The 19,445-nt window shown below is 36.8% G+C and carries 19 protein-coding genes and 1 riboswitch; of the genes, 18 read left to right on the plus strand and 1 reads right to left on the minus strand.

Annotated features, from left to right (window positions below):
- Positions 1–38 precede the first annotated feature (38 nt).
- From obgE to LACWKB8_RS04285, 7 genes are all read left to right on the plus strand, one after another.
- On the plus strand, positions 39–1,343 hold the full coding sequence (obgE, locus tag LACWKB8_RS04255; RefSeq protein WP_038522448.1) for a GTPase ObgE: 1,305 nt from the start codon (positions 39–41) through the stop codon (positions 1,341–1,343).
- A 24-nt stretch (positions 1,344–1,367) separates the two neighbouring features.
- Positions 1,368–3,287, plus strand: coding sequence for an acyltransferase family protein (locus tag LACWKB8_RS04260; protein WP_038522450.1), 1,920 nt, complete (start codon positions 1,368–1,370; stop codon positions 3,285–3,287).
- A gap of 12 nt (positions 3,288–3,299) precedes the next feature.
- The gene (rnz, locus tag LACWKB8_RS04265) at positions 3,300–4,241 is read left to right on the plus strand and encodes a ribonuclease Z (protein ID WP_038522453.1); all 942 of its coding nucleotides are present in this window, start codon (positions 3,300–3,302) and stop codon (positions 4,239–4,241) included.
- Positions 4,234–5,028 (plus strand): SDR family oxidoreductase, encoded by a 795-nt coding sequence (locus LACWKB8_RS04270; protein WP_038522456.1) that lies wholly within the window; start codon positions 4,234–4,236, stop codon positions 5,026–5,028. Before rnz ends, LACWKB8_RS04270 begins: the two co-directional genes overlap by 8 nt.
- An 8-nt stretch (positions 5,029–5,036) precedes the next feature.
- Positions 5,037–5,258, plus strand: a complete 222-nt coding sequence (locus tag LACWKB8_RS04275; protein ID WP_038522459.1) for a lipopolysaccharide assembly protein LapA domain-containing protein — start codon at positions 5,037–5,039, stop codon at positions 5,256–5,258.
- A gap of 110 nt (positions 5,259–5,368) precedes the next feature.
- Positions 5,369–5,560, plus strand: coding sequence for a 50S ribosomal protein L32 (gene rpmF / locus LACWKB8_RS04280; RefSeq protein ID WP_038522462.1), 192 nt, complete (start codon positions 5,369–5,371; stop codon positions 5,558–5,560).
- A 57-nt stretch (positions 5,561–5,617) separates the two neighbouring features.
- Positions 5,618–7,165 (plus strand): bifunctional UDP-sugar hydrolase/5'-nucleotidase, encoded by a 1,548-nt coding sequence (locus LACWKB8_RS04285; RefSeq protein WP_038522465.1) that lies wholly within the window; start codon positions 5,618–5,620, stop codon positions 7,163–7,165.
- A 35-nt stretch (positions 7,166–7,200) separates the two neighbouring features.
- On the opposite strand, the gene LACWKB8_RS04290 is transcribed toward LACWKB8_RS04285, so the two are convergent.
- The gene (locus tag LACWKB8_RS04290; RefSeq protein WP_038522468.1) at positions 7,201–7,407 is read right to left on the minus strand and encodes a YjzD family protein; all 207 of its coding nucleotides are present in this window, start codon (positions 7,405–7,407) and stop codon (positions 7,201–7,203) included.
- A 107-nt stretch (positions 7,408–7,514) separates the two neighbouring features.
- On the opposite strand from LACWKB8_RS04290, the gene LACWKB8_RS04295 reads away from it, so the two are divergent.
- The 11 genes from LACWKB8_RS04295 (at position 7,515) to LACWKB8_RS04345 (ending at position 19,444) form a co-directional block, all read left to right on the plus strand.
- Entirely contained in the window at positions 7,515–10,643 is a 3,129-nt protein-coding gene (locus tag LACWKB8_RS04295) for a DNA polymerase III subunit alpha (RefSeq protein ID WP_038522470.1), read from the plus strand.
- A 160-nt stretch (positions 10,644–10,803) separates the two neighbouring features.
- Positions 10,804–11,763 carry a 6-phosphofructokinase gene (gene pfkA, locus LACWKB8_RS04300; RefSeq protein ID WP_038522473.1) on the plus strand — a complete coding sequence of 320 codons (960 nt, stop codon included), beginning with the start codon at positions 10,804–10,806 and terminating at the stop codon, positions 11,761–11,763.
- Between the two features lie 28 nt (positions 11,764–11,791).
- Positions 11,792–13,561 carry a pyruvate kinase gene (gene pyk, locus LACWKB8_RS04305; RefSeq protein WP_038522476.1) on the plus strand — a complete coding sequence of 590 codons (1,770 nt, stop codon included), beginning with the start codon at positions 11,792–11,794 and terminating at the stop codon, positions 13,559–13,561.
- A gap of 178 nt (positions 13,562–13,739) precedes the next feature.
- Positions 13,740–14,624 (plus strand): S1 RNA-binding domain-containing protein, encoded by an 885-nt coding sequence (locus LACWKB8_RS04310; protein ID WP_038522479.1) that lies wholly within the window; start codon positions 13,740–13,742, stop codon positions 14,622–14,624.
- Complete coding sequence (gene xerD / locus LACWKB8_RS04315) at positions 14,621–15,520, plus strand: site-specific tyrosine recombinase XerD (RefSeq protein WP_038522482.1); 900 nt, start codon at positions 14,621–14,623, stop codon at positions 15,518–15,520. The genes LACWKB8_RS04310 and xerD overlap by 4 nt, the downstream gene beginning before the upstream one ends.
- Before the next feature lie 8 nt (positions 15,521–15,528).
- A complete protein-coding gene (locus LACWKB8_RS04320) occupies positions 15,529–15,885 on the plus strand; it encodes a hypothetical protein (RefSeq protein WP_038522484.1) in 357 nt (118 codons plus the stop codon).
- Positions 15,882–16,622, plus strand: coding sequence for a segregation/condensation protein A (locus LACWKB8_RS04325; protein ID WP_166484963.1), 741 nt, complete (start codon positions 15,882–15,884; stop codon positions 16,620–16,622). The genes LACWKB8_RS04320 and LACWKB8_RS04325 overlap by 4 nt, the downstream gene beginning before the upstream one ends.
- Entirely contained in the window at positions 16,612–17,220 is a 609-nt protein-coding gene (gene scpB / locus LACWKB8_RS04330) for an SMC-Scp complex subunit ScpB (protein WP_038522490.1), read from the plus strand. Before LACWKB8_RS04325 ends, scpB begins: the two co-directional genes overlap by 11 nt.
- Positions 17,220–17,939 (plus strand): pseudouridine synthase, encoded by a 720-nt coding sequence (locus LACWKB8_RS04335; protein WP_038522493.1) that lies wholly within the window; start codon positions 17,220–17,222, stop codon positions 17,937–17,939. Before scpB ends, LACWKB8_RS04335 begins: the two co-directional genes overlap by 1 nt.
- A gap of 27 nt (positions 17,940–17,966) precedes the next feature.
- Positions 17,967–18,081: riboswitch (FMN riboswitch) on the plus strand.
- A gap of 87 nt (positions 18,082–18,168) precedes the next feature.
- The gene (locus LACWKB8_RS04340) at positions 18,169–18,849 is read left to right on the plus strand and encodes an ECF transporter S component (RefSeq protein WP_038522496.1); all 681 of its coding nucleotides are present in this window, start codon (positions 18,169–18,171) and stop codon (positions 18,847–18,849) included.
- A gap of 103 nt (positions 18,850–18,952) precedes the next feature.
- Positions 18,953–19,444 carry a LysM domain-containing protein gene (locus tag LACWKB8_RS04345; RefSeq protein ID WP_038522499.1) on the plus strand — a complete coding sequence of 164 codons (492 nt, stop codon included), beginning with the start codon at positions 18,953–18,955 and terminating at the stop codon, positions 19,442–19,444.
- Position 19,445 lies beyond the last annotated feature (1 nt).

A 19,445-nucleotide genomic window follows, 5' to 3' on the forward strand; every position in this document is an offset into this window, starting at 1 on the left:
ATAGTAATAAGGTTAAGAAAGACGGAAGGAGAATCTTTATGCCAACATTTGTCGACCAAACTAAGATAGAAGTCCAAGCCGGAAAAGGTGGCGACGGTATGGTTGCTTTCCGCCATGAAAAATATGTCCCTAATGGCGGACCAGCTGGCGGCGACGGAGGTCGTGGCGGCAGCATTATTTTTGTTGCTGACAGCGGTTTAAGAACATTAATGGACTTTCGTTATCGCCGTAAATTTAAAGCTGAAAATGGCGAAAACGGTCGCATTAAATCACAATATGGTCGAGGAGCAAGCGACTTATATTTAAAAGTACCTGTTGGTACTACTGTTTATGATTTTGAGACTAACGAAGAAATTGGTGACCTTACTAAAAATAAACAAGAATTGGTAGTTGCACGCGGTGGCCGCGGAGGTCGCGGCAATATTCATTTTGCCACCAGTGTTAATACCGCTCCTGAAATTGCTGAAAATGGGGAACCAGGAGAAGACCGGGTTTTACGTTTAGAACTAAAGGTTTTGGCAGATGTTGGTCTTGTGGGCTTTCCTTCTGTAGGTAAATCAACTTTATTATCTGTTGTAACTAAAGCTAAACCTAAAATTGCCGCTTATTCTTTTACGACTTTGACTCCTAATTTAGGCATGGTAATTTTACCTGATGGACGTGATTTCTCTATGGCAGACTTGCCCGGCTTAATTGAGGGGGCAAGTAATGGTGTAGGATTGGGAATCCAGTTTTTACGTCATATTGAAAGAACTAAAGTAATTTTGCACTTAGTAGCAATGGATCCTGCTAATGGGCGTGAAGCAATCAAAGATTATCAGACTATTCGTCATGAACTGCTGCAATATGATCAGAGCCTTGAAAATAGACGTGAAATTATTGTTGCAACTCAAATGGATATCCCGGGTGCAGAGGAAAAATTAAGTCAATTTAAAAAGGACTTAAAGTCTCAGCAAATTAACAAACCAGTTTATGCTATTTCTAGTGTCACTCACATGGGTATTGACCAATTGATGCAGGATACGGCTAGTTTGATAGAACAAGCTGAAAAAGAACAAGTTGCAAAGACCACTGAAAACGTTCAAAATGTTAAAGAATACAAATATGAACAAAAGCAAAAACAAGAATTCGAAATTATTAGATTAGAAGAACATGTTTTTGAAATCAAAGGTGAAGGTATTGAGAGGTTGGTTGAACGGACTAATCTTGACTACCATGACGGAGTTATGAGACTCGCACGCAAGCTGAAAAACTTAGGTGTTGATGATGCATTACGTAAAAAAGGAGCCGTTGACGGCGATGATGTAATCATTGGTTCATTCAATTTTGAATTTGTCCAATAAAATAATAGAAAAGTTTTGAAAGATATGACAAAAAATCGGTTTATTACAGGATATTCTGGACTTAGAGCTTTGGCGGTAATCGGAGTGATTTTATATCACTTTGACCCTAATACTTTTGTGGGCGGGTATCTTGGTGTACCGATTTTCTTTGTTTTGTCTGGATATCTTGTTACGTGTCAGATACTAAAGTCTTATGAAGAAAAAGGCTTTTATGATAGTAAAAAGTTTTATTTAAGCAGGCTGAAAAAAATTTATCCGCCACTGATTGCGGTACTATGGTTTTCAGCTGCTTATATAATTTTATTTCAACGCAATTTACTGGCTAAACTAAGTCAGATTGTGGTGGCTAATCTGCTTAACGTTTATAATTTCTGGCAAATTCTCAACGGGCAAAGCTACTTTGAGCGCTTTGCAGTCAATGAATCGCCATTTGTCCACCTATGGACTATGTCAATTAACGGTCAATTTTACCTGTTGTGGCCAGTAGTTATTTTCTTACTGGTAAAGTATGGTAAAAAAAGAAAATATATTTTTAGTATTATTTGCACTTTGTCCATTCTTTCAGCTTGTGAAATGGCACTAATGTATAAATCGGGTGTTGATATTAACCGAATATATTATGGCACAGATACCAGGTTCTTTGCACTGGGCTTGGGAGCAGCTTTAGCGGTAATTTGGCCACTAAACAAACTAAAAAGCAACATTAAAACTAGTGATACTATTACTTTAGACCTGATAGGCTTAACTAGTCTCATTGGTATTTTAATTTTGTTTTTCAATCCAGCCATGAATCCGGAAAGTGCTTTTCCTTATTACGGCGGTATGCTGTTATTTACCATATTTGTTACTCTGCTTGTCGGTGTCACAGCTCATCCTGGCTGCCACTGGGATAGCTGGTTGACTAATCCCATATTCAATTGGCTTGGCTCACGCAGCTATGAAATTTATCTCTACCAATTTCCAGTGATGATTTTCTTTGAAGATAAAGTTTCTAACATGGCAGATCATGTTCAACTTTATCATTTGCTAGAGTTAATTTTAATTCTTATTTTCAGTGAATTATCATACAGGTTGGTAGAAAAACCTCTGGGCAAAATTTCTTGGCTGAAACTGAAACAATTTTGGCGGCAGGTTTTTGCTAAAAATACCCGTAATTATCTGCTTCGGGCCCAAGCTATTTTGGCAAGCTTAATTTTTCTAATTGGAAGTATCGCAATTCTTGTTTCCCCAACAGTTAAAGCCCAAAATTTCAATCAGACGCAACTTGCGCGGAGAATTAGAGCTAATTGCAAAGAGCAAGAGAAAAATAATAAGGCACTAATTGCTAAGCGCCAAAATGTTAGCCCCAAAGAACAAAAAAAGGCTAAACTATTGAAGGAAGCTGAACTTGCTGCTAAAAAGCATCCTGTTAATAAATCATTCATGAAATATGGTATCTCACAAACTGAGTTGCAATTGGCGCGTAAAGTTGAACTCACAGCAATTGGTGATTCAGTTATGGCGGGGTCCAGCGATGATTTAAACCGTTTAATGCCTAAGGCCGTGATAGATGCGGCAATTTCGCGGCAGCTAAGTGTTTCTTTTAGCTTGCTTAAGCATTATAGAAGTAAAAATGCACTGGGTAAAAATATTTTGATTGGTTTAGGCACTAACGGTCCGTTTAAAATGGCAGATCTAAATGAGCTCATGAATCAAATAGGAAAAAAGAAACAAGTATTTTGGATTAATACTTATGTACCAAATAAACCGTGGCAGAATGAAGTTAATAGTTTATTAAATGAAGCAGCAAAAAAATACCCTAATTTTACTGTTATTGACTGGTATTCAAATGCCAGTCAGCATCCAAATTGGTTCTATGAAGATAAAACGCACCCAACGCCACTGGGATCAAAGCACTATAGTGCTCTAATTGTTAAACAAATCGTTGAAAAAGCTAAGTATTAGAATGGGAAGAGTATGGAGTTACAATTTTTAGGAACTGGAGCAGGACAACCATCTAAAAAACGCAACGTATCAAGTATTGCGTTAAAAATGCTCGATGAAATTAATGAGATTTGGTTATTTGATGTTGGTGAAGCTACCCAACATCAAATTTTGCGTACGAATATCAGACTACGCAAAGTAACCAAAATATTTATTTCTCATAATCATGGTGATCATATTTTCGGATTGCCGGGATTACTTGCGACCAGGTCTTTTCAAGGGGATGTAGGTCCAATCACAATTTACGGTCCAGCCGGATTAGAAGAATTTGTCAGAACAGCCTTAAAAGTTTCACGCACTAAAATTAGTTATCCGATCAAATTTGTGGTTTTAGAAGAAGGAGGGCTCATTTTTCAAGGCAATGGTTTTAGGGTATATGCGGAAAAGTTAGCTCATCGTGTTCCTAGTTTTGGTTATCGAGTTGTCGAAGATAATCGACCGGGTGAACTTTTAATGGATAAATTAGCGCAATATAATGTACCTAACGGACCATTACTTGGTAAACTAAAGAATGGTGAAAAAATTACCCTAGATAATGGTACTATATTAGATGGTAAGGACTTTTTAGGACCTAATAAGGCGGGTAGAGTAGTGACAATTATTTATGATACCCGTGCTACACCGGCAATTGCCCAGTTGGCGCAAAATGCTGATGTGCTGGTTCACGAATCAACTTTCGCTGGCAATGAAGCAAATTTAGCTCATTCATATTATCACTCCACTGCTGTTGAAGCAGCAAAAATTGCGCGTGATAATGGGGTTAAACGTTTGTTTTTAAACCACATCTCTGCCAGATATTTAGGTGCTAAAGCCAAAAAATTAGAAAACCAAGCCCAGAAGATTTTTCCAAACACTAGGTTGGCTAATGATTTTGATCGAATTGTAATTCCGATGAAAGGTGAGAAAAATGAGTGATTCTCTGAGAAATAAGGTAGTTGTAATAACCGGTGCATCTAGTGGAATAGGACACTCTATTGCTTTAGAAAGTGCTGGTAGAGGAGCTACAGTGATTTTAATTGCCAGAAATGAGGCAAAATTAGAAAAGGTAGCTTCAGAAACACACGAATTGTCTGGCGCTCCAGCTTATACAATTGTTGCTGATATGAATCATAGTGATCAAATTGATGCTGCGTTTAAACAAATAGTAAAGTTAACCAAACACGTTGACTATTTAGTTAATTGTGCTGGCTTTGGCAAATTTGAAAATTTTTTAGAATCAAATCGTCACGAAGTGACGGCAATGTTTCAAGTCAATGTTTTGGGTTTAATGTATTTTACCCGTCTAATTGGTCGTTTAATGATAGATCAAAAAGCTGGTCAAATTGTTAATATTGGTTCGATTGCCGGCAAGGTTCCTACAGTAAAATCAGCAGCATACAGCGCGTCCAAAGCGGCTGTCATTCAATTTTCTAATGTACTCCGGTTAGAACTAAAACCTTTTGGAGTCAAAGTGATGACTGTGAACCCGGGTCCTGTTTATACTAATTTCTTTAATATTGCTGATAAGAGTGGACATTATGCTGAAAACGTTCAAAGATTTATGCTTGACCCGGATGATGTTGCTTGGCAAGTAGTTCATTTCTTTGGCAGTAACAAGCGTGAACTTAACTTACCGGTAAGTTTGGGAGTATTAGCCAAATTATATAATCTATTTCCCACCACTGGTGATAAATTATCACTTAAGTTTGCTTCAAGAAAGTAGTGCAAAATATGAAAAACACAGGCAGGCAGATCAAACTAATTTTTACTTTAATTTTGACATTATTAGCAGTAATATTTGTGGTTTTAAATACCGATAATGTTGCTATCAATTTTGGCTTGTTCAAATTCAAGCTGCCCTTAATCATTATTTTAGTATTAATGCTTATTATTGGAGTTCTAATTGGTTATTTTTGGGGATCTTATGGACATAATCAAAACAAGAATAACTAATATAGCTTGATTTATTCGGGATACAATAGTATCATTAACAAACGTGAAGTATTTTGGGTACTTTTTAAGTAACTAAAATCGTAATTCTACAAAAAAGGAGATCAATTTAAATGGCTGTTCCTAAAAGACATACTTCTAAGCAAAAGAAACGTTCACGTCGTGGTCATATTAAGTTAACTGTGCCAGCAATGCATTATGATGCAACTACTGGAGAATATCGTTTGAGCCACCGCGTTTCACCTAAAGGATATTACAAAGGTCGCCAAGTAGTTAACCAAACTAACTCAAGCGACAACCAATAATTAAAAGACACCAAAAATTAGGTGTCTTTTTTTATTTAGAAAGATGAACATGCTGAAATGAAACTGGTTTTCTTGCACACAAGTGATATTCATGGCAACATTATGCCTACTGATTATCAGAATAAAAATGACTATTCTGCTGCTTTTGGTCTTAGCCTAGTAAGCAGTCTAATTGAAAAAGAACGTCAAAAATATGGTCCAGACAATGTGATTGTGACCGATGCCGGAGATTTTCTTCAAGGCTCACCGCTTGCTGCTTATGTTCATGAAGCTAATAACAGCTCTGTGTTAAAAAAATTTGCAGATTTTTATAATGAGATTGGTTATGATGCAAGGTGTCTCGGCAATCATGACTTTAATTTTGGTCAAGATTATTTAAAAAGCTATCTGGAGTATAGTCAGTCACCTTTTTTAAACAGCAATATTTTATCTCGTAAAACGGGTCGGTCAGCTTTTGGTCAGAGTTATGTTATTCTGCATAAAAATGGCTTAAAAATTGGTCTTATCGGTATTACGACCCAGAGAATACCATTTTGGGAGCCTGCAGACCATATTACAGGCTTACAGTTTGAATCTGCCTTTACTCAGGTTCAAAAAATAGCCAGAATTTTACGTCCGCAAGTTGATGTATTAGGCGTTTTGTACCACGGCGGGTTTGAGGCTGATCTAAAAACTGGTAAGAGAACCGAACCAAAAACAGGTGAAAATGAGGGCTACCGTATCTTACTGAATATTCCAGAAATTGATGTAATGCTAACAGGTCACCAGCACCGCAAGCTAAAGCTCATTTCAAATAATACTGCTATTGTTCAACCGGGCTACAAGGGAGAATGTGTTGCCAAAGTAGTAATGGATATTGCTGATAAGAGTAACAAAATTCAACACATGTCTGTGGAATTATTGGATAGCAAAAATCATGTTCCAGACAATAAAATTATTAATTTAGGCTCTAGTCTAGATAAAAAAACACAATTGTGGCTGGATCAGCCAATTGCTCACTTAGAAAAACCAGCCTTAATAATGAACGCTGAACAGGCCAGAATTAATGGGTCTGACTTCATCAATTTAATTCAAAATATGCAACTTTATTTTACCAAAGCTGATATTTCTGCAACGGCACTAATGAGTGAAACGGCTCAGGGATTTAACAAAGATGTAACTATGCGTGATATTTTACTAAATTATCCGTTTGCCAATCAATTGTGCAAAGTTAGACTGACAGGCAAAGAATTACGTAATATTGTTGAATACTCCTTAAAATTTCTGACAAAAGATCAGACTGGAAAAGTAGTTTTCAAGCCTAAGTATAAAAACCTGCTTTTTAATTTTGATGTGTTTTATCCGTTGACTTATGAAGCAGATATTTCTAAGAGTCAGGGCAGTCGCCTAACTAAGTTGGAATTAAACGGAGTACCAATTGTAGCTGAAAAAATATATCATCTTGCCGTAAATAATTATCGGGCGAAGGGCGGTGGTTTTTATCCTGAATATTCACCAGATAAAATTGAAACTATTTTGGATAAAGATTATGTAGAGATGTTTCAGGAATATTTACAAAAGAAAAATATTAAGCTGGATTCAACGCGAAATTATTATTTTAAGTAAACAAAAAAGCCATTAGTCTAAAACTAATGACTTTTTTATTTGAGTTTAGAATATTTACTTTTATCTTTATGAGAGTGAGCTGTGATTGTAGGAATGATTGCCGCAAAAAGCAATCCGAAAATCAAACCAACAATGGCAGCTTCTTTTAAATTAAAAACATTTTGCGTTAATGGAGCAGCGATGAAGCCTACAATTAGCATGTAAACCACGCTCCAGCAAATAGTCACGATATAACGACCCATAGTGGTTCCTTCTTTCATACACATGAATTTTAACAAAAATTATGCACGTTTTCAATCCAGAAGATAGCTTTTTGGTATACTAATTTATAGGGAAGGTGGCTGCAAAAATGAAATATGCTGCTCTGCAAAATCTTAGTGCTTTCACGCTTTTAGAAAGTCCTATAAAGATCAAAAATTTATTGAATACCGCTAAAAATTTGGGCTATGATGCCGTAGGGCTAACGGATATTAATGTCACATACGGTCTAGTTAACTTTTACGAAGTAGCACAAGAGGTCGGTATTAAGCCACTTTTAGGGATGCAGTTGAGACTTAATGGACTAATTGATAGTGCGCATAAATATAATTTAATAGCATTTGCTAAAACAGATGAAGGATACCGCAATATTTTACGATTATCAAGTAGGATCAATCTGCTAACTGAAAATGGTACTAATGACAAAATCCTGACTCTAGAAAACTTAACTAAAGATTTAAATGAACTGATTTTTATCACACCTGCAAATACACATAGTGAGTTACTTAATTTGCAGCTGCAGAATGAAAACTTGGGCACTGATTTCATCCGGCATTTAATTAGTTTGGTGCCAAAAACCAGTTCACTATATTTAGGCGTTTACGGCGGCAATTCACAAGAAAATTATATTCAATACGTCACGCAGATTGCTAAGCAGTTTGACTTGCCCCTTGTTAGTGTTGAAGACACATGCTACTTGAAACCGCAGGATCAATTTTTACGCAAGACTTTACAAGCTATTAAAAAAGGCGCTGTAATGCAGGATATTTCTGAGTTGGCAAAACAAAAAGGCTCACATTACTTGCCTTCAGTTCAGGAAATAAGTGACCGTTATCATGAGCTTAATTTGGATGATGCTCTAAATAATACGGGCAAGATCGCTGATGCTTGTGCTGCCAAAGTTGTTTTTCAAACACCTGTTTTGCCTAAATACAAACAGGATCAGTTTGCTAACTCAAAGGATTATCTTAATTCTTTAGCTCAACAAGGTCTACAGGACCGTTTTCATGGGCATAAAATACCGCTAAACTATCAAAAGCAGCTGGACTACGAGCTGCAGGTTATTGACCAAATGGGCTTTAACGATTACTTTTTGATAGTTTGGGATGTGGTAAATTATTGTCACCGCTCTGATATAGTCATGGGGCCGGGACGCGGCTCTGCCTGTGGCTCCTTAGTTTCGTATTCACTGCGCATCACGGAAGTTGACCCTATACAATATAAATTACTGTTTGAACGGTTTTTAAATCCGGCAAGACACGAAATGCCAGATATTGATTTAGACATACCTGATAATCGCAGAGACGATGTCATCAAATACATGTTCACTAAATACGGCATGGACCATGCGGCACAAATTCTTACCTTCGGTACTCTGTCCGCTAAACAAGTTTTGCGGGATACGGGACGCGTTTTTGGCTTGCAAGAAATGCAAATGAGCAAATGGTCAAACAGCGTACCTTTTTCTAAAGGTAAAATCACTTTGCAAGAAGCATATCAGGGCTCAAAGAAAATGCAAATGCTAGTGAATGCCAGTGCGCAAAATAAGCTGCTCTTTGAAACGGCAAATGGTTTGGAAGGATTACCGCGGCACTATTCTATTCATGCAGCCGGTCTAGTCCTTAGTGATAATTCTATTGCCGCGATTGCTGGTTTACAATCTGGTCAGTTGGGCATACCTATCACTCAGCAAACAAAGAAATATGTCGAATCTCTAGGATTATTAAAAATAGATTTTTTAGGTCTCAGAAATCTTACAATTTTAGGGGATACGGAAAAATTAATACGAACACAAGGTAAAAAAATCGATTTTAATAAAATACCTTTAAATGATCCTCAAACTTTAGCAATTTTCCAAAAAGGGGAAACCGAGCTGGTTTTTCAGTTTGAATCAAGCGGGATCAGAAATGTATTGCGTGAATTACATCCCGACAACTTTGAAGATTTAGTTGCTGTTAACGCTCTTTACAGGCCAGGCCCAATGCAAAATATCAAGACTTTTATAGCTAGAAAAAAAGGCAAGCAGAAAGTAGCGTATCCAGATCCAAGTTTAAAACCAATTTTGGCTTCAACCTATGGCGTTTTAGTGTACCAGGAGCAAGTAATGCAAACGGCTCAAGTTTTAGCAGGTTTCTCTTTGGGTGAAGCCGATATCTTGAGACGAGCAATGTCAAAAAAGGACCAGAGCGTTATTGAGAAAGAAAAATCGCGCTTTATTTCCGGTGCTGTCAAAAAAGGCAAAACTAAACAAGTAGCGGCCAAGGTTTATAACTATATTGAACAATTTGCAAATTATGGTTTTAACCGCTCCCATGCTGTGGCCTACACAATGATCGCTTTTTGGTTAGCATATTTGCAAGTTCATTATCCTGCTGAATTTTATGCGGCTATGCTTAATTCAAATACTGGTAACCAAAATAAGCTAATTGAATATGTAATGAAGGCACAAGGTGACGGGGTAAAAATCCTGTCCCCTGATATTAACAAGAGCACCTTAAATTATCAGGTGATTGACGGTAAAATTTTAGTCAGCTTGCGGGCAATTAAGGGTATTAGGATTGACTTTCTGAAAGAAATAGTCAAAAAAAGACAGAATGGTAAATTTAAGTCTTTGAGTGATTTTTTGCGAAAAATTGATCCCAAGTTCATTCAAACCAAAGTAATACAATCAATGATTAAAGCTGGCTGTTTTGATCAACTTAACTCTAATAGAAATGAGTTGTTACAAAATAGTACGGAAATAGTTGAAAACGTCAAGTTAACGCAGGGAAATCTCGCACTTGCTGAGAGTTTAGGCGGAGCACCTATTGAGCCGGCTAAAGCACCATCTAAACAGGAAAAGGCCCGCATGGAAGAAGAAGCCCTGGGTTTTTCCACTTTAACTTCGCCATTATTAGCGGTACAAAAATATGCGCAAAAATTTAATGCCAGACCTTTAAGTGATTTTGAAATCCACGAGTCAGGCATAACAGTGGGGAAGCTGTTAAATTTAAAATTAATTAGAACCAAAAATGGGCAAACCATGGCGTTTGGTAGCTTTGCGGATTCAAGCAGCAAGCAGGATATTGTTATTTTTCCTAATGTTTATGATAAAATTCAATCGAATTTAAAGGAAGGTGGAATTTACTTATTAGGTATTAAAATACAGAATGACCGTATTGATTCCAGTAAAAAACAGTATGTATTGACAAATTTAAAGGTTGTCAACTTCAAAGAGTGATTTTTGCGTAAACTTGAGCAAGTAGCTGTTGTTAACGCTAACATCTAAAAAGACTGTTAAATCAAGAATTTAAATCATTTTTTGTGAGATTTTTTCCTGAAAGAATGTTAAAATTTAGGTGATGTGAGAAATTACACAATAATCTTGATGAGGTGAATTCATGAAACGAATTGGAATTTTAACGAGCGGTGGCGACGCTCCAGGTATGAATGCAGCCGTAAGGGCTGTTACAAAAACCGCTATTCATCACGGGCTTGGTGTTGTTGGTATTCGTTATGGTTTTGCCGGCCTTGTAGCAGGTGACTTTGTTACATTAACTGCTGAAAACATTGACCATATGATTAATTCTGGTGGTACTTTTCTTTACAGTGCCCGCTATCCTGAATTTGCACAAGAAGAAGTGCAAAAGAAGGGTGTTGAACAATTAAAAAAGCATGATATTGATACTATTATTGTAATCGGTGGTGACGGATCATATCACGGTGCTTTGGCATTAACACGTTTGGGTATTAATTCAATTGGGTTACCGGGTACTATTGATAATGATATTCCGTATACTGAATATACAATTGGTCTTGATACTGCATGCAATACTGCAATGGAAGCTATTGACAAAATCAGAGACACTGCCAGCAGCCATCACCGCGTTTTCGTAGTTAACGTTATGGGACGCGATTGCGGCGATATTGCTATGCGTGTAGGTCTTGCTACCGGTGCTGATGCAATTGTTGTTCCGGAAAGAGAATACGATATTAAGGCAATTGCCGAAAGGTTAAAGCGCGGCTTTAAAGATGGCAAAGATAATGGTATTATCGTGTTAGCTGAAGGTGTCATGAATGCTGCTGATTTTAGAACAGAGCTTTTAAAATACGGTGACTTTGATTGTAGAGCAAATATTTTAGGTCACATGCAACGCGGTGGTTCACCAACCCTTTTGGACAGAATTAATGCCACAAAAATGGGTAACTATGCGGTTAAATTACTTCTCGATGGTAAAGGCGGTTTAGCTGTCGGCATGGAGAATGGTCAGTTAGAAACCCACGATATTCTGGACCTGTTTGATGAACAGCACGCCAGTGAACAGTCTTTACTTGACATTAATGAAGAAATGACTAAATAATAGTCGATTTTGGGGAGATTTTTAAATAATGAAGAAAACTAAAATTGTTAGTACCTTAGGGCCAGCTTCAAATGATATTGAAACTATTACAGCTTTGGCTAAGTCAGGCGTAAATGTATTTCGTTTCAACTTTTCACATGGTGACCATGCTGAACATCTTTCACGGATGAAAATGGTTCGTCAAGTTGAAAAAGAAACTGGTTTAGTACTTGGTATTGCTTTAGATACCAAAGGCGCTGAGATTAGAACCACTGATCAAGAAGGTGGCAAGTTTACCATTAATACTGGAGACCAAATTCGTGTATCAATGGACGATTCTAAACCTGGTAACAAGGACATGATTCATGTTACTTACGAAGGTCTATATGGTGATACCCACGTTGGTGGTCACGTTTTAATTGACGATGGTTTAGTTGACTTATTAATTAAAGAAAAAGACGAAGAAAAGAAAGAATTAGTTTGTGAAGCTCAAAACACTGGTGTTATAGGCTCTAAGAAGGGTGTTAATGCACCTGGCGTTGAAATTCGCCTCCCAGGAATTACTGAAAAAGATGCTGATGACATTAAGTTTGGTTTAGCTCATGGCATTAACTTTATCTTTGCTTCTTTTGCACGTAAGGCGCAAGATATCCTTGATATTCGTAAGTTGTGTGAAGATGCTGGTTGTGATTATGTTAAGATTTATCCTAAGATTGAATCACAAGAAGGTATTGATAACGCAGACGAAATCTTGCAAGTTTCAGATGGTTTAATGGTTGCTCGTGGTGACATGGGTGTGGAAATTCCATTTATTGATGTCCCATTTGTTCAAAAAGATTTAATCAAGAGAGCAAACGCACTTGGTAAGCCTGTTATTACTGCAACCCAAATGCTTGACTCAATGCAGGAAAATCCTCGTCCGACTCGTGCTGAAGTTTCAGACGTTGCCAATGCAGTTCTTGATGGTACTGATGCTACTATGCTTTCTGGTGAATCAGCAAATGGTTTGTACCCAGTTAAAGCTGTTTCAGCAATGGCTGAAATTGATGAAAGAACTGAACAAGAACTTCTTAAGCGTAACACTTTGGCTCTGCAAAGATTTGAAGAATATAAGGGTTCAAACGTTACTGAAGCTATTGGTGAATCAGTTGTGCGGACTGCCCAAGAATTAGGTGTTAAAACCATTATTACTGCAACTAATTCTGGTTATACTGCAAGAATGATTTCCAAGTACCGTCCAAATGCTAACATTTTAGCTTTAACTTTTGACGAGAAGATCCAACACTCACTTGGCATTTCTTGGGGCGTTCAACCTTTGCTTACTGAAAAACCTGCTTCTACTGATGACATGTTCGAAGTAGCAGCTAAAGTTGCTAAAGAACAAGGTTACGTTCAAGATGGTGATTTAGTAATCATCGTTGCTGGTGTTCCTGTTGGTGACTCAGGTACAACCAACTTGATGAAACTCCAAATTATTGGTAGCAAATTAGCTCAAGGATTAGGAGTAGGCAACGGTTCAGTTGTTGGTAAAACAGTTGTAGTTAACAGTGCCGAAGAAGCAATTAGCAAGACTAGAGAAGGAGACATCCTTGTTGCCAAGACCACTGACCCTGATTACATGCCAGCGATCAAGAAGGCTTCCGGTTTAGTCGTTGAAGCTTCCGGCTTGACCTCACATGCTGCTGTAGTTGGTTTATCATTAGGTATTCCAGTTGTTGTTGGTGTTAGTGATGCAACTGAAAAGATTGGTAGTGGAATTACTATTACTGTTGATGCTCGTCGTGGTGCTATTTACCAAGGTGAAGTTTCAAATCTTTAATTAAGTTCATTTGTCAAAATAGCCAGTGGTTGTCACTGGCTATTTTGTTTTGAGTTAAATACACTAGGCAATGATACAATAGATATTACTAGTAAAGTCAAATGACTATTAGAGCTAAATACTTCGAAAATGATATACTTGTTTAAAGATCCCAATTTTAGATTTAGGAGAGAAAGTTATGTTAGGCACCATCGCAGCTGGTAAAATTATTGATCAAAATGAAAATTCTTTTTTCGTGCAAATTGATGGCATTACTTATGAATTAAAAAGAAAAGAAATCACGCAGGAAGAAAAGCCTAAACTGGGGGATGAAATCAAGGGCTTTTTATACGACGATAAACAACATAATCGTGAAATGACCCAATTCCTGCCGTTTGCTCAAAAAGACCAATATGGTTGGAGTAAGGTCACAGCAGTTAAATATGACCTCGGAGTTTTCGTGGATATTGGTTTGCCGGATAAAGATGTTGTAATATCTCTTGATGATTTACCTTTTAATAAAGATCGGTGGCCTCGCCCAGATGACCAGCTTTTAGTTCATTTAGAAACAGATGAAAAGGATCGTATTTGGGCAAAGCTGGCTGATGAAAATATCTTTGAACAGCTTGCTGCTCATTTTCCAGATGACATGAAAAACAAAGATGTTTTTGGAACGGTCTATTCTGCACGTGAAGTAGGAGCTTTTGTGATTACAAAAGAATATTATCTTGGTTTTGTTCATCCTTCACAAATGGCGCGTCCCCTGCGCTTAGGTGAACAGTTCAAAGGCCGGGTAGTTGGTATCAGTCAGTATGGCAGGTTAAACTTAAGCAGTTTACCTCGTGCTTTTGAAGAAATTGATGATGATGCCCAAATGGTTTTAATGAGTTTGCGGCGTAAAAGCGACAAAATGTTGCCTTTTTACGATAAATCAGATGCTCAAGATATTAAAAATTATTTTGGCATTTCCAAATCTGCTTTTAAGCGTGCATTGGGACATTTGCTCAAAAATAATTATATTGTAGAAGACAAGGACGCAGGTACAATTACTTTAATTAATGATCCTGAAGATGTAGCAAAATGAACAATTTAGCAGAACAAGTTGAAGATTATTTAAGATACAGCCAAATTGAGCGCGGTTTAAGCGCGAATACCATTACATCTTACAGGCAAGACTTAACTGCTTTTATCAATTTTTTAAAAAAGGAGCATTTAAAGACTTGGCCAACTAAAGCTCTTGATATTGATGCCTTTTTGGCTCAACAGCGTGATTTAAATAAAGCCACCAGTTCAATTAGTCGGTTAATTTCTAGTCTGCGCAAATTTTATCAGTGGCTGGTAAGACAAAACATCCAAAAAATTAATCCCATGCTAGAAATAGATTCTCCCAAAAAGCGGCGTTCTTTACCTGTAGCCCTCACTGTGGATGAAATCAATCATTTGCTTGAGCAACCTAATACCAATAAGAAACTGGGTTTGCGCGATCGGGCGTTACTTGAAACTTTATATGCAACTGGAATTAGGGTGAGTGAATTAATCAACCTCAAGTTTAACGATCTACATGAAGAACTAAAGTTGATCAAAGTTTTCGGTAAGGGATCAAAGGAACGGTTAATTCCAATAAGCGAAGTAGCTTTGTCCTGGATAGATAGTTATAAGGAAAAAGTACGGGATCCGTTAATATTAAAAGTAGGCAAAAACTGTGACTTTATTTTTCTTAATAGTCGCGGTACCGCTTTAACAAGGCAGGCAGTCTGGCAAATTATTAAAAAATATTGTAATATGGCTGGTATTCAAAAAAATGTTACTCCTCATACTTTAAGGCATACTTTTGCTACGCATTTGCTGGAAAATGGTGCGGACTTGCGTGTAGTTCAAGAAATTTTAGGTCATTCAGATATTAGTACCACCCAAATTTACACCAATTTGTCGCAGAAGCATATTTTACAGGTGTACGCAAAAACTCATCCGCGGACATAGGTGATTAAATGTTAATTGAATGTAAAAATGATAAAGAAAAAGTAGCAATGGGCTTGTTGTCATATTTACCTGATTTTAAAAACCTTGCTAACCTTAAAGATGAAATTCATTTAAACAAGAATAGCAATGAATTTCATCTATACCTTTATCGTGCTCAGGATCCAAATTTTGTGGGCGTAATCGGAACCCAAGCGAATAAGCAATTTGTAGTTATTCGCTATCTTTCGTTTGCTCCTGATTATCGTAAGGAAAAGTATGTGGCACAGGCAGTCAATGAATTGGCCCAGGCTAATCCGCAAAAAATTATTACTGCTGTTCCTGAATATATTAAACTGATTAAATATCTTAAAAAGGACACGAGATAATGAGTGAAAATCTTACTTTGGAATTACCTAATTTTGAAGGTCCTTTGGACTTATTGCTGCACCTAATCAAAGTCCAAAAAATTGATATTTATGATATTCCGATTGCTCAAATTACCAGTCAGTATTTGGCCTATTTGCAAGAAATGCAACAATTAAATCTCAAAATAGCAGGAGAATACTTTGTGATGTCTTCAATGCTTTTGCGCATTAAATCTCAATCATTATTACCGCATAATGATTTTGCAGATGAAAACGAAGAACAGGAAGATCCGCGGGATGAATTAGTGCAGCAACTAGTAACCTACTCAGTATTTAAAAAGGTTTCAGCTTATTTTAGAAAAAGAAACGAAGAAGTTCCAATTACTGCTGCTAAGGAAGAAAGTGTTCCCCAAAATAAAAAGATTCAGCCTTTACCAAAAGGGCAGATCACAGCTACGGAATTAACCAATACTTTTATAGTAATTTTGCAACGAATGAAAATTAGGCAGCCTGATATCGTTTCGGTTAATGTAAACGAAACCTCTGTAGCAGAAATGGCTCATTTTTTACAAAAAAAGTTAGCTAAACAGCAGACTGTCAGTTTTTTTTCGTGTTGTAAAGAAATGAGAACTTTATCCGATGTGATTGGCTTATTTTTAGCATTACTTGAACTATGTAAAAAACAACAAGTAAAAGTGCTACAAAAAAGGACTTTTGGCGATCTTTGTTTAGAAAGAATTGATTGTGATGACAAGTAAAATAGCGCAGTTAGAAGCACTATTATATGTAGCTGGTGATGCTGGTATTACAGATGTAAATTTGTGTGAACTCTTGCAAATTACCAAGCCTGCTTTGCGTGAACTGACCAAAGAATTACAAAAAAAGCTGCTGGAAAATGCTGATTCAGGTCTTCAAGTACAGCATATTAATGACAACTATAAATTAACTACTCGTCCCGAAATGAGTGCGATCATTGAGCACTTTTTTCAAAAAGATTTAACAAAAAGCTTGAGTCAATCTGCACTTGAAATATTGTCGATTATTGCTTACAAGCAGCCTATAACCAGAATAGAAATTGATGAAATTAGAGGCGTTAATTCCTCTGGTGCACTGCAAACATTAATCTGGCGCGGATTAGTTAAAATAGATGGTAAAAAAGAAGCTCCCGGCCACCCAAACTTATATGTGACCAGTGACTACTTTTTACAATATTTTGGTTATCACAGTCTGGCCGACTTGCCCTTAATTGAGGACTTTGAGGATGAAAGTGTAAACGCTGAAGGCGAAATAGATTTATTTGCTGCCAAGGGACAAGCTGATAAAAATATTGCAAAAACTCAAAAAGGAGAAAAATAATGGTTTTAGAACGGTTGCAAAAAGTAATTGCGGAAGCTGGGATTGCTTCACGCCGCAAGGCCGAAAAGATGATTGTAGAAGGACGAGTGACTGTTGACGGGAAAGTCGTTACTCAGCTAGGAACTAAAGTTAACACTTTTAGCAACGTTACTGTTGATGGTGAGCCGATTGAGCGTGAAAGTCTACATACTTATTTGTTTTATAAACCACGCGGCGTAGTTTCTACTGCCAGTGACGATAAAGGTAGGAAAACAGTAGTTGATTATTTTAAAAACTTACCGTACCGGCTATATCCAATCGGAAGACTTGACTATGACACTTCAGGGTTGCTGCTGATGACTAATGATGGAGAATTAGCTAACTTGTTAATGCACCCACGCAATAACGTGGCCAAGGTTTATGTGGCAAAAATAACGGGTCAGCTTACGCCTGAAGAAATCGGTCAACTGAAAAATGGTGTCAAAATTGATCGGCGTAGATGTGCACCTGCCAAAGTAAAAATCATTAAGACCGATCGCAAAAAGAATAACCAAATTGTGCAGTTAACAATTCATGAAGGACAATATCATCAAGTCAAAAGAATGTTTAAGTCTGTAAACCATCAAGTTAAAAAATTAGCGCGTGAAAAATATGCTTTTCTAACTCTTGCTTCTTTAGTTTCTGGTAAATATAGAGAATTAACTCATGAAGAAGTTGACAGATTAAAGGACGTAGATTAACATATATGTGGAAATTAAAAATAAGTTTGTTGTCTTCATGGCAGGGTGAAAATCCCGACCGGTGGTGCAAGTCCACGACCCACGATAGTGGTGGAATCTAATGAGATACCGATAGTTAAAGTCTAGATGAAAGAAGACAGACTAAACTAAAAGCCAAGATCTATAGCTTACTTTTACATGGTCTGTTGCTAGGAGCAACAGACCATGTATTTTTTTGGAGGTAAGAATCTTGCATAAAAAGAAATCTAGTAATTTAGCTAACATAGTCGCCTATACTTTAATTGGAACGATTGCATATATATTAATGCTGCTTGAATTTCCGCTACTGACTAGTTTTTTAAAATTTGATTTTTCAGACGTGGTCATTACAATTGGTACATTTTTGTTTGGACCTGGACCCGGAGCATTCATTGCATTTGTGCGGATGTTAATCAATTTAATTTATAAGGGCTTTGCTTTACCAAGTATAGTTGGACAAACTGCAGCTTTTCTTGCTTCGCTTTCTTTTGCTTTGCCATTTTATTATCTAACTAAAAATATTAGTAAAGATGAAAAGAGTTTCTCGAAAAAATTTTTACAGCCAATACTAGGGATTGTTCTGGGGATTGTGGCGATGACTATAGTTTTATCCGTACTCAATGCTCTAGTGTTAACACCTTTTTATGCGGTAACTACAGTTCCTAACTTACCGGCAATCCATGGCTATACTGGTTTGCTTGCCTTTACGGAAAAGGTTTATTTAGGTCAATTGTTACATATTCCTTCTATGAGTGCTTATATTTTTGGCATTATTGTGCCATTTAATCTGTTAAAAGGAACAATTAATGGTGTAGTTGTTTACTTATTATTTGAAACAGTTTTACGAACATTTAAGCCTTTTGTACGGAGAAACTTCAATTTAAAAAATTAATATAGTGAAAAACCAAAATCAGTCTATTAAATGACTGATTTTTTTGTCCACTTAAATGGCAAATATGCTAAAATTAAGCAGGTTAGGTAAGGAGGTTTTCACGATGAATTATAATCAAGAGGGTCCATATCATCATTATGAACGTCCTCAGGAATCAAGGGTCAGGACATATAAGTCCGTGTCAAAAGGCTGGATTGCCCTGATAGTTTTGTTGGTTGTTGTTTTAGTAGCTCTCGTTCCTGTAGTTCATCATTTGGCTGGAAATAATAATTCTGCCAGCAAAGTTGTTGAAGTACGCAAAACAAGTAAAAAAACAATTAAGCATACCAAAGCTAAAAACTTGCCTGCTAAAAATAAAAAAGTTATAAATAAAAGCAAAACCAAGGCTAAAACTGAGATAAAGTCAAAGAAAAAATCTCAGACTAAGCCTAAAAAGAAACGTGCAGTTGTGACACAGTACGTTGTAAAAAGTGGAGACTCGTTAACAAGTATAGCCCACCACTTTAATATGTCTGTAAGCTATTTGGCACAGTTAAATCAACTTGATCCCTATAGTCAAGTTGATATTGGTCAAACATTAAAGATTAGACAATAAT

The organism is Lactobacillus sp. wkB8 (genome assembly GCF_000761135.1).
Classification (GTDB): Bacteria; Bacillota; Bacilli; order Lactobacillales; family Lactobacillaceae; genus Lactobacillus; species Lactobacillus helsingborgensis.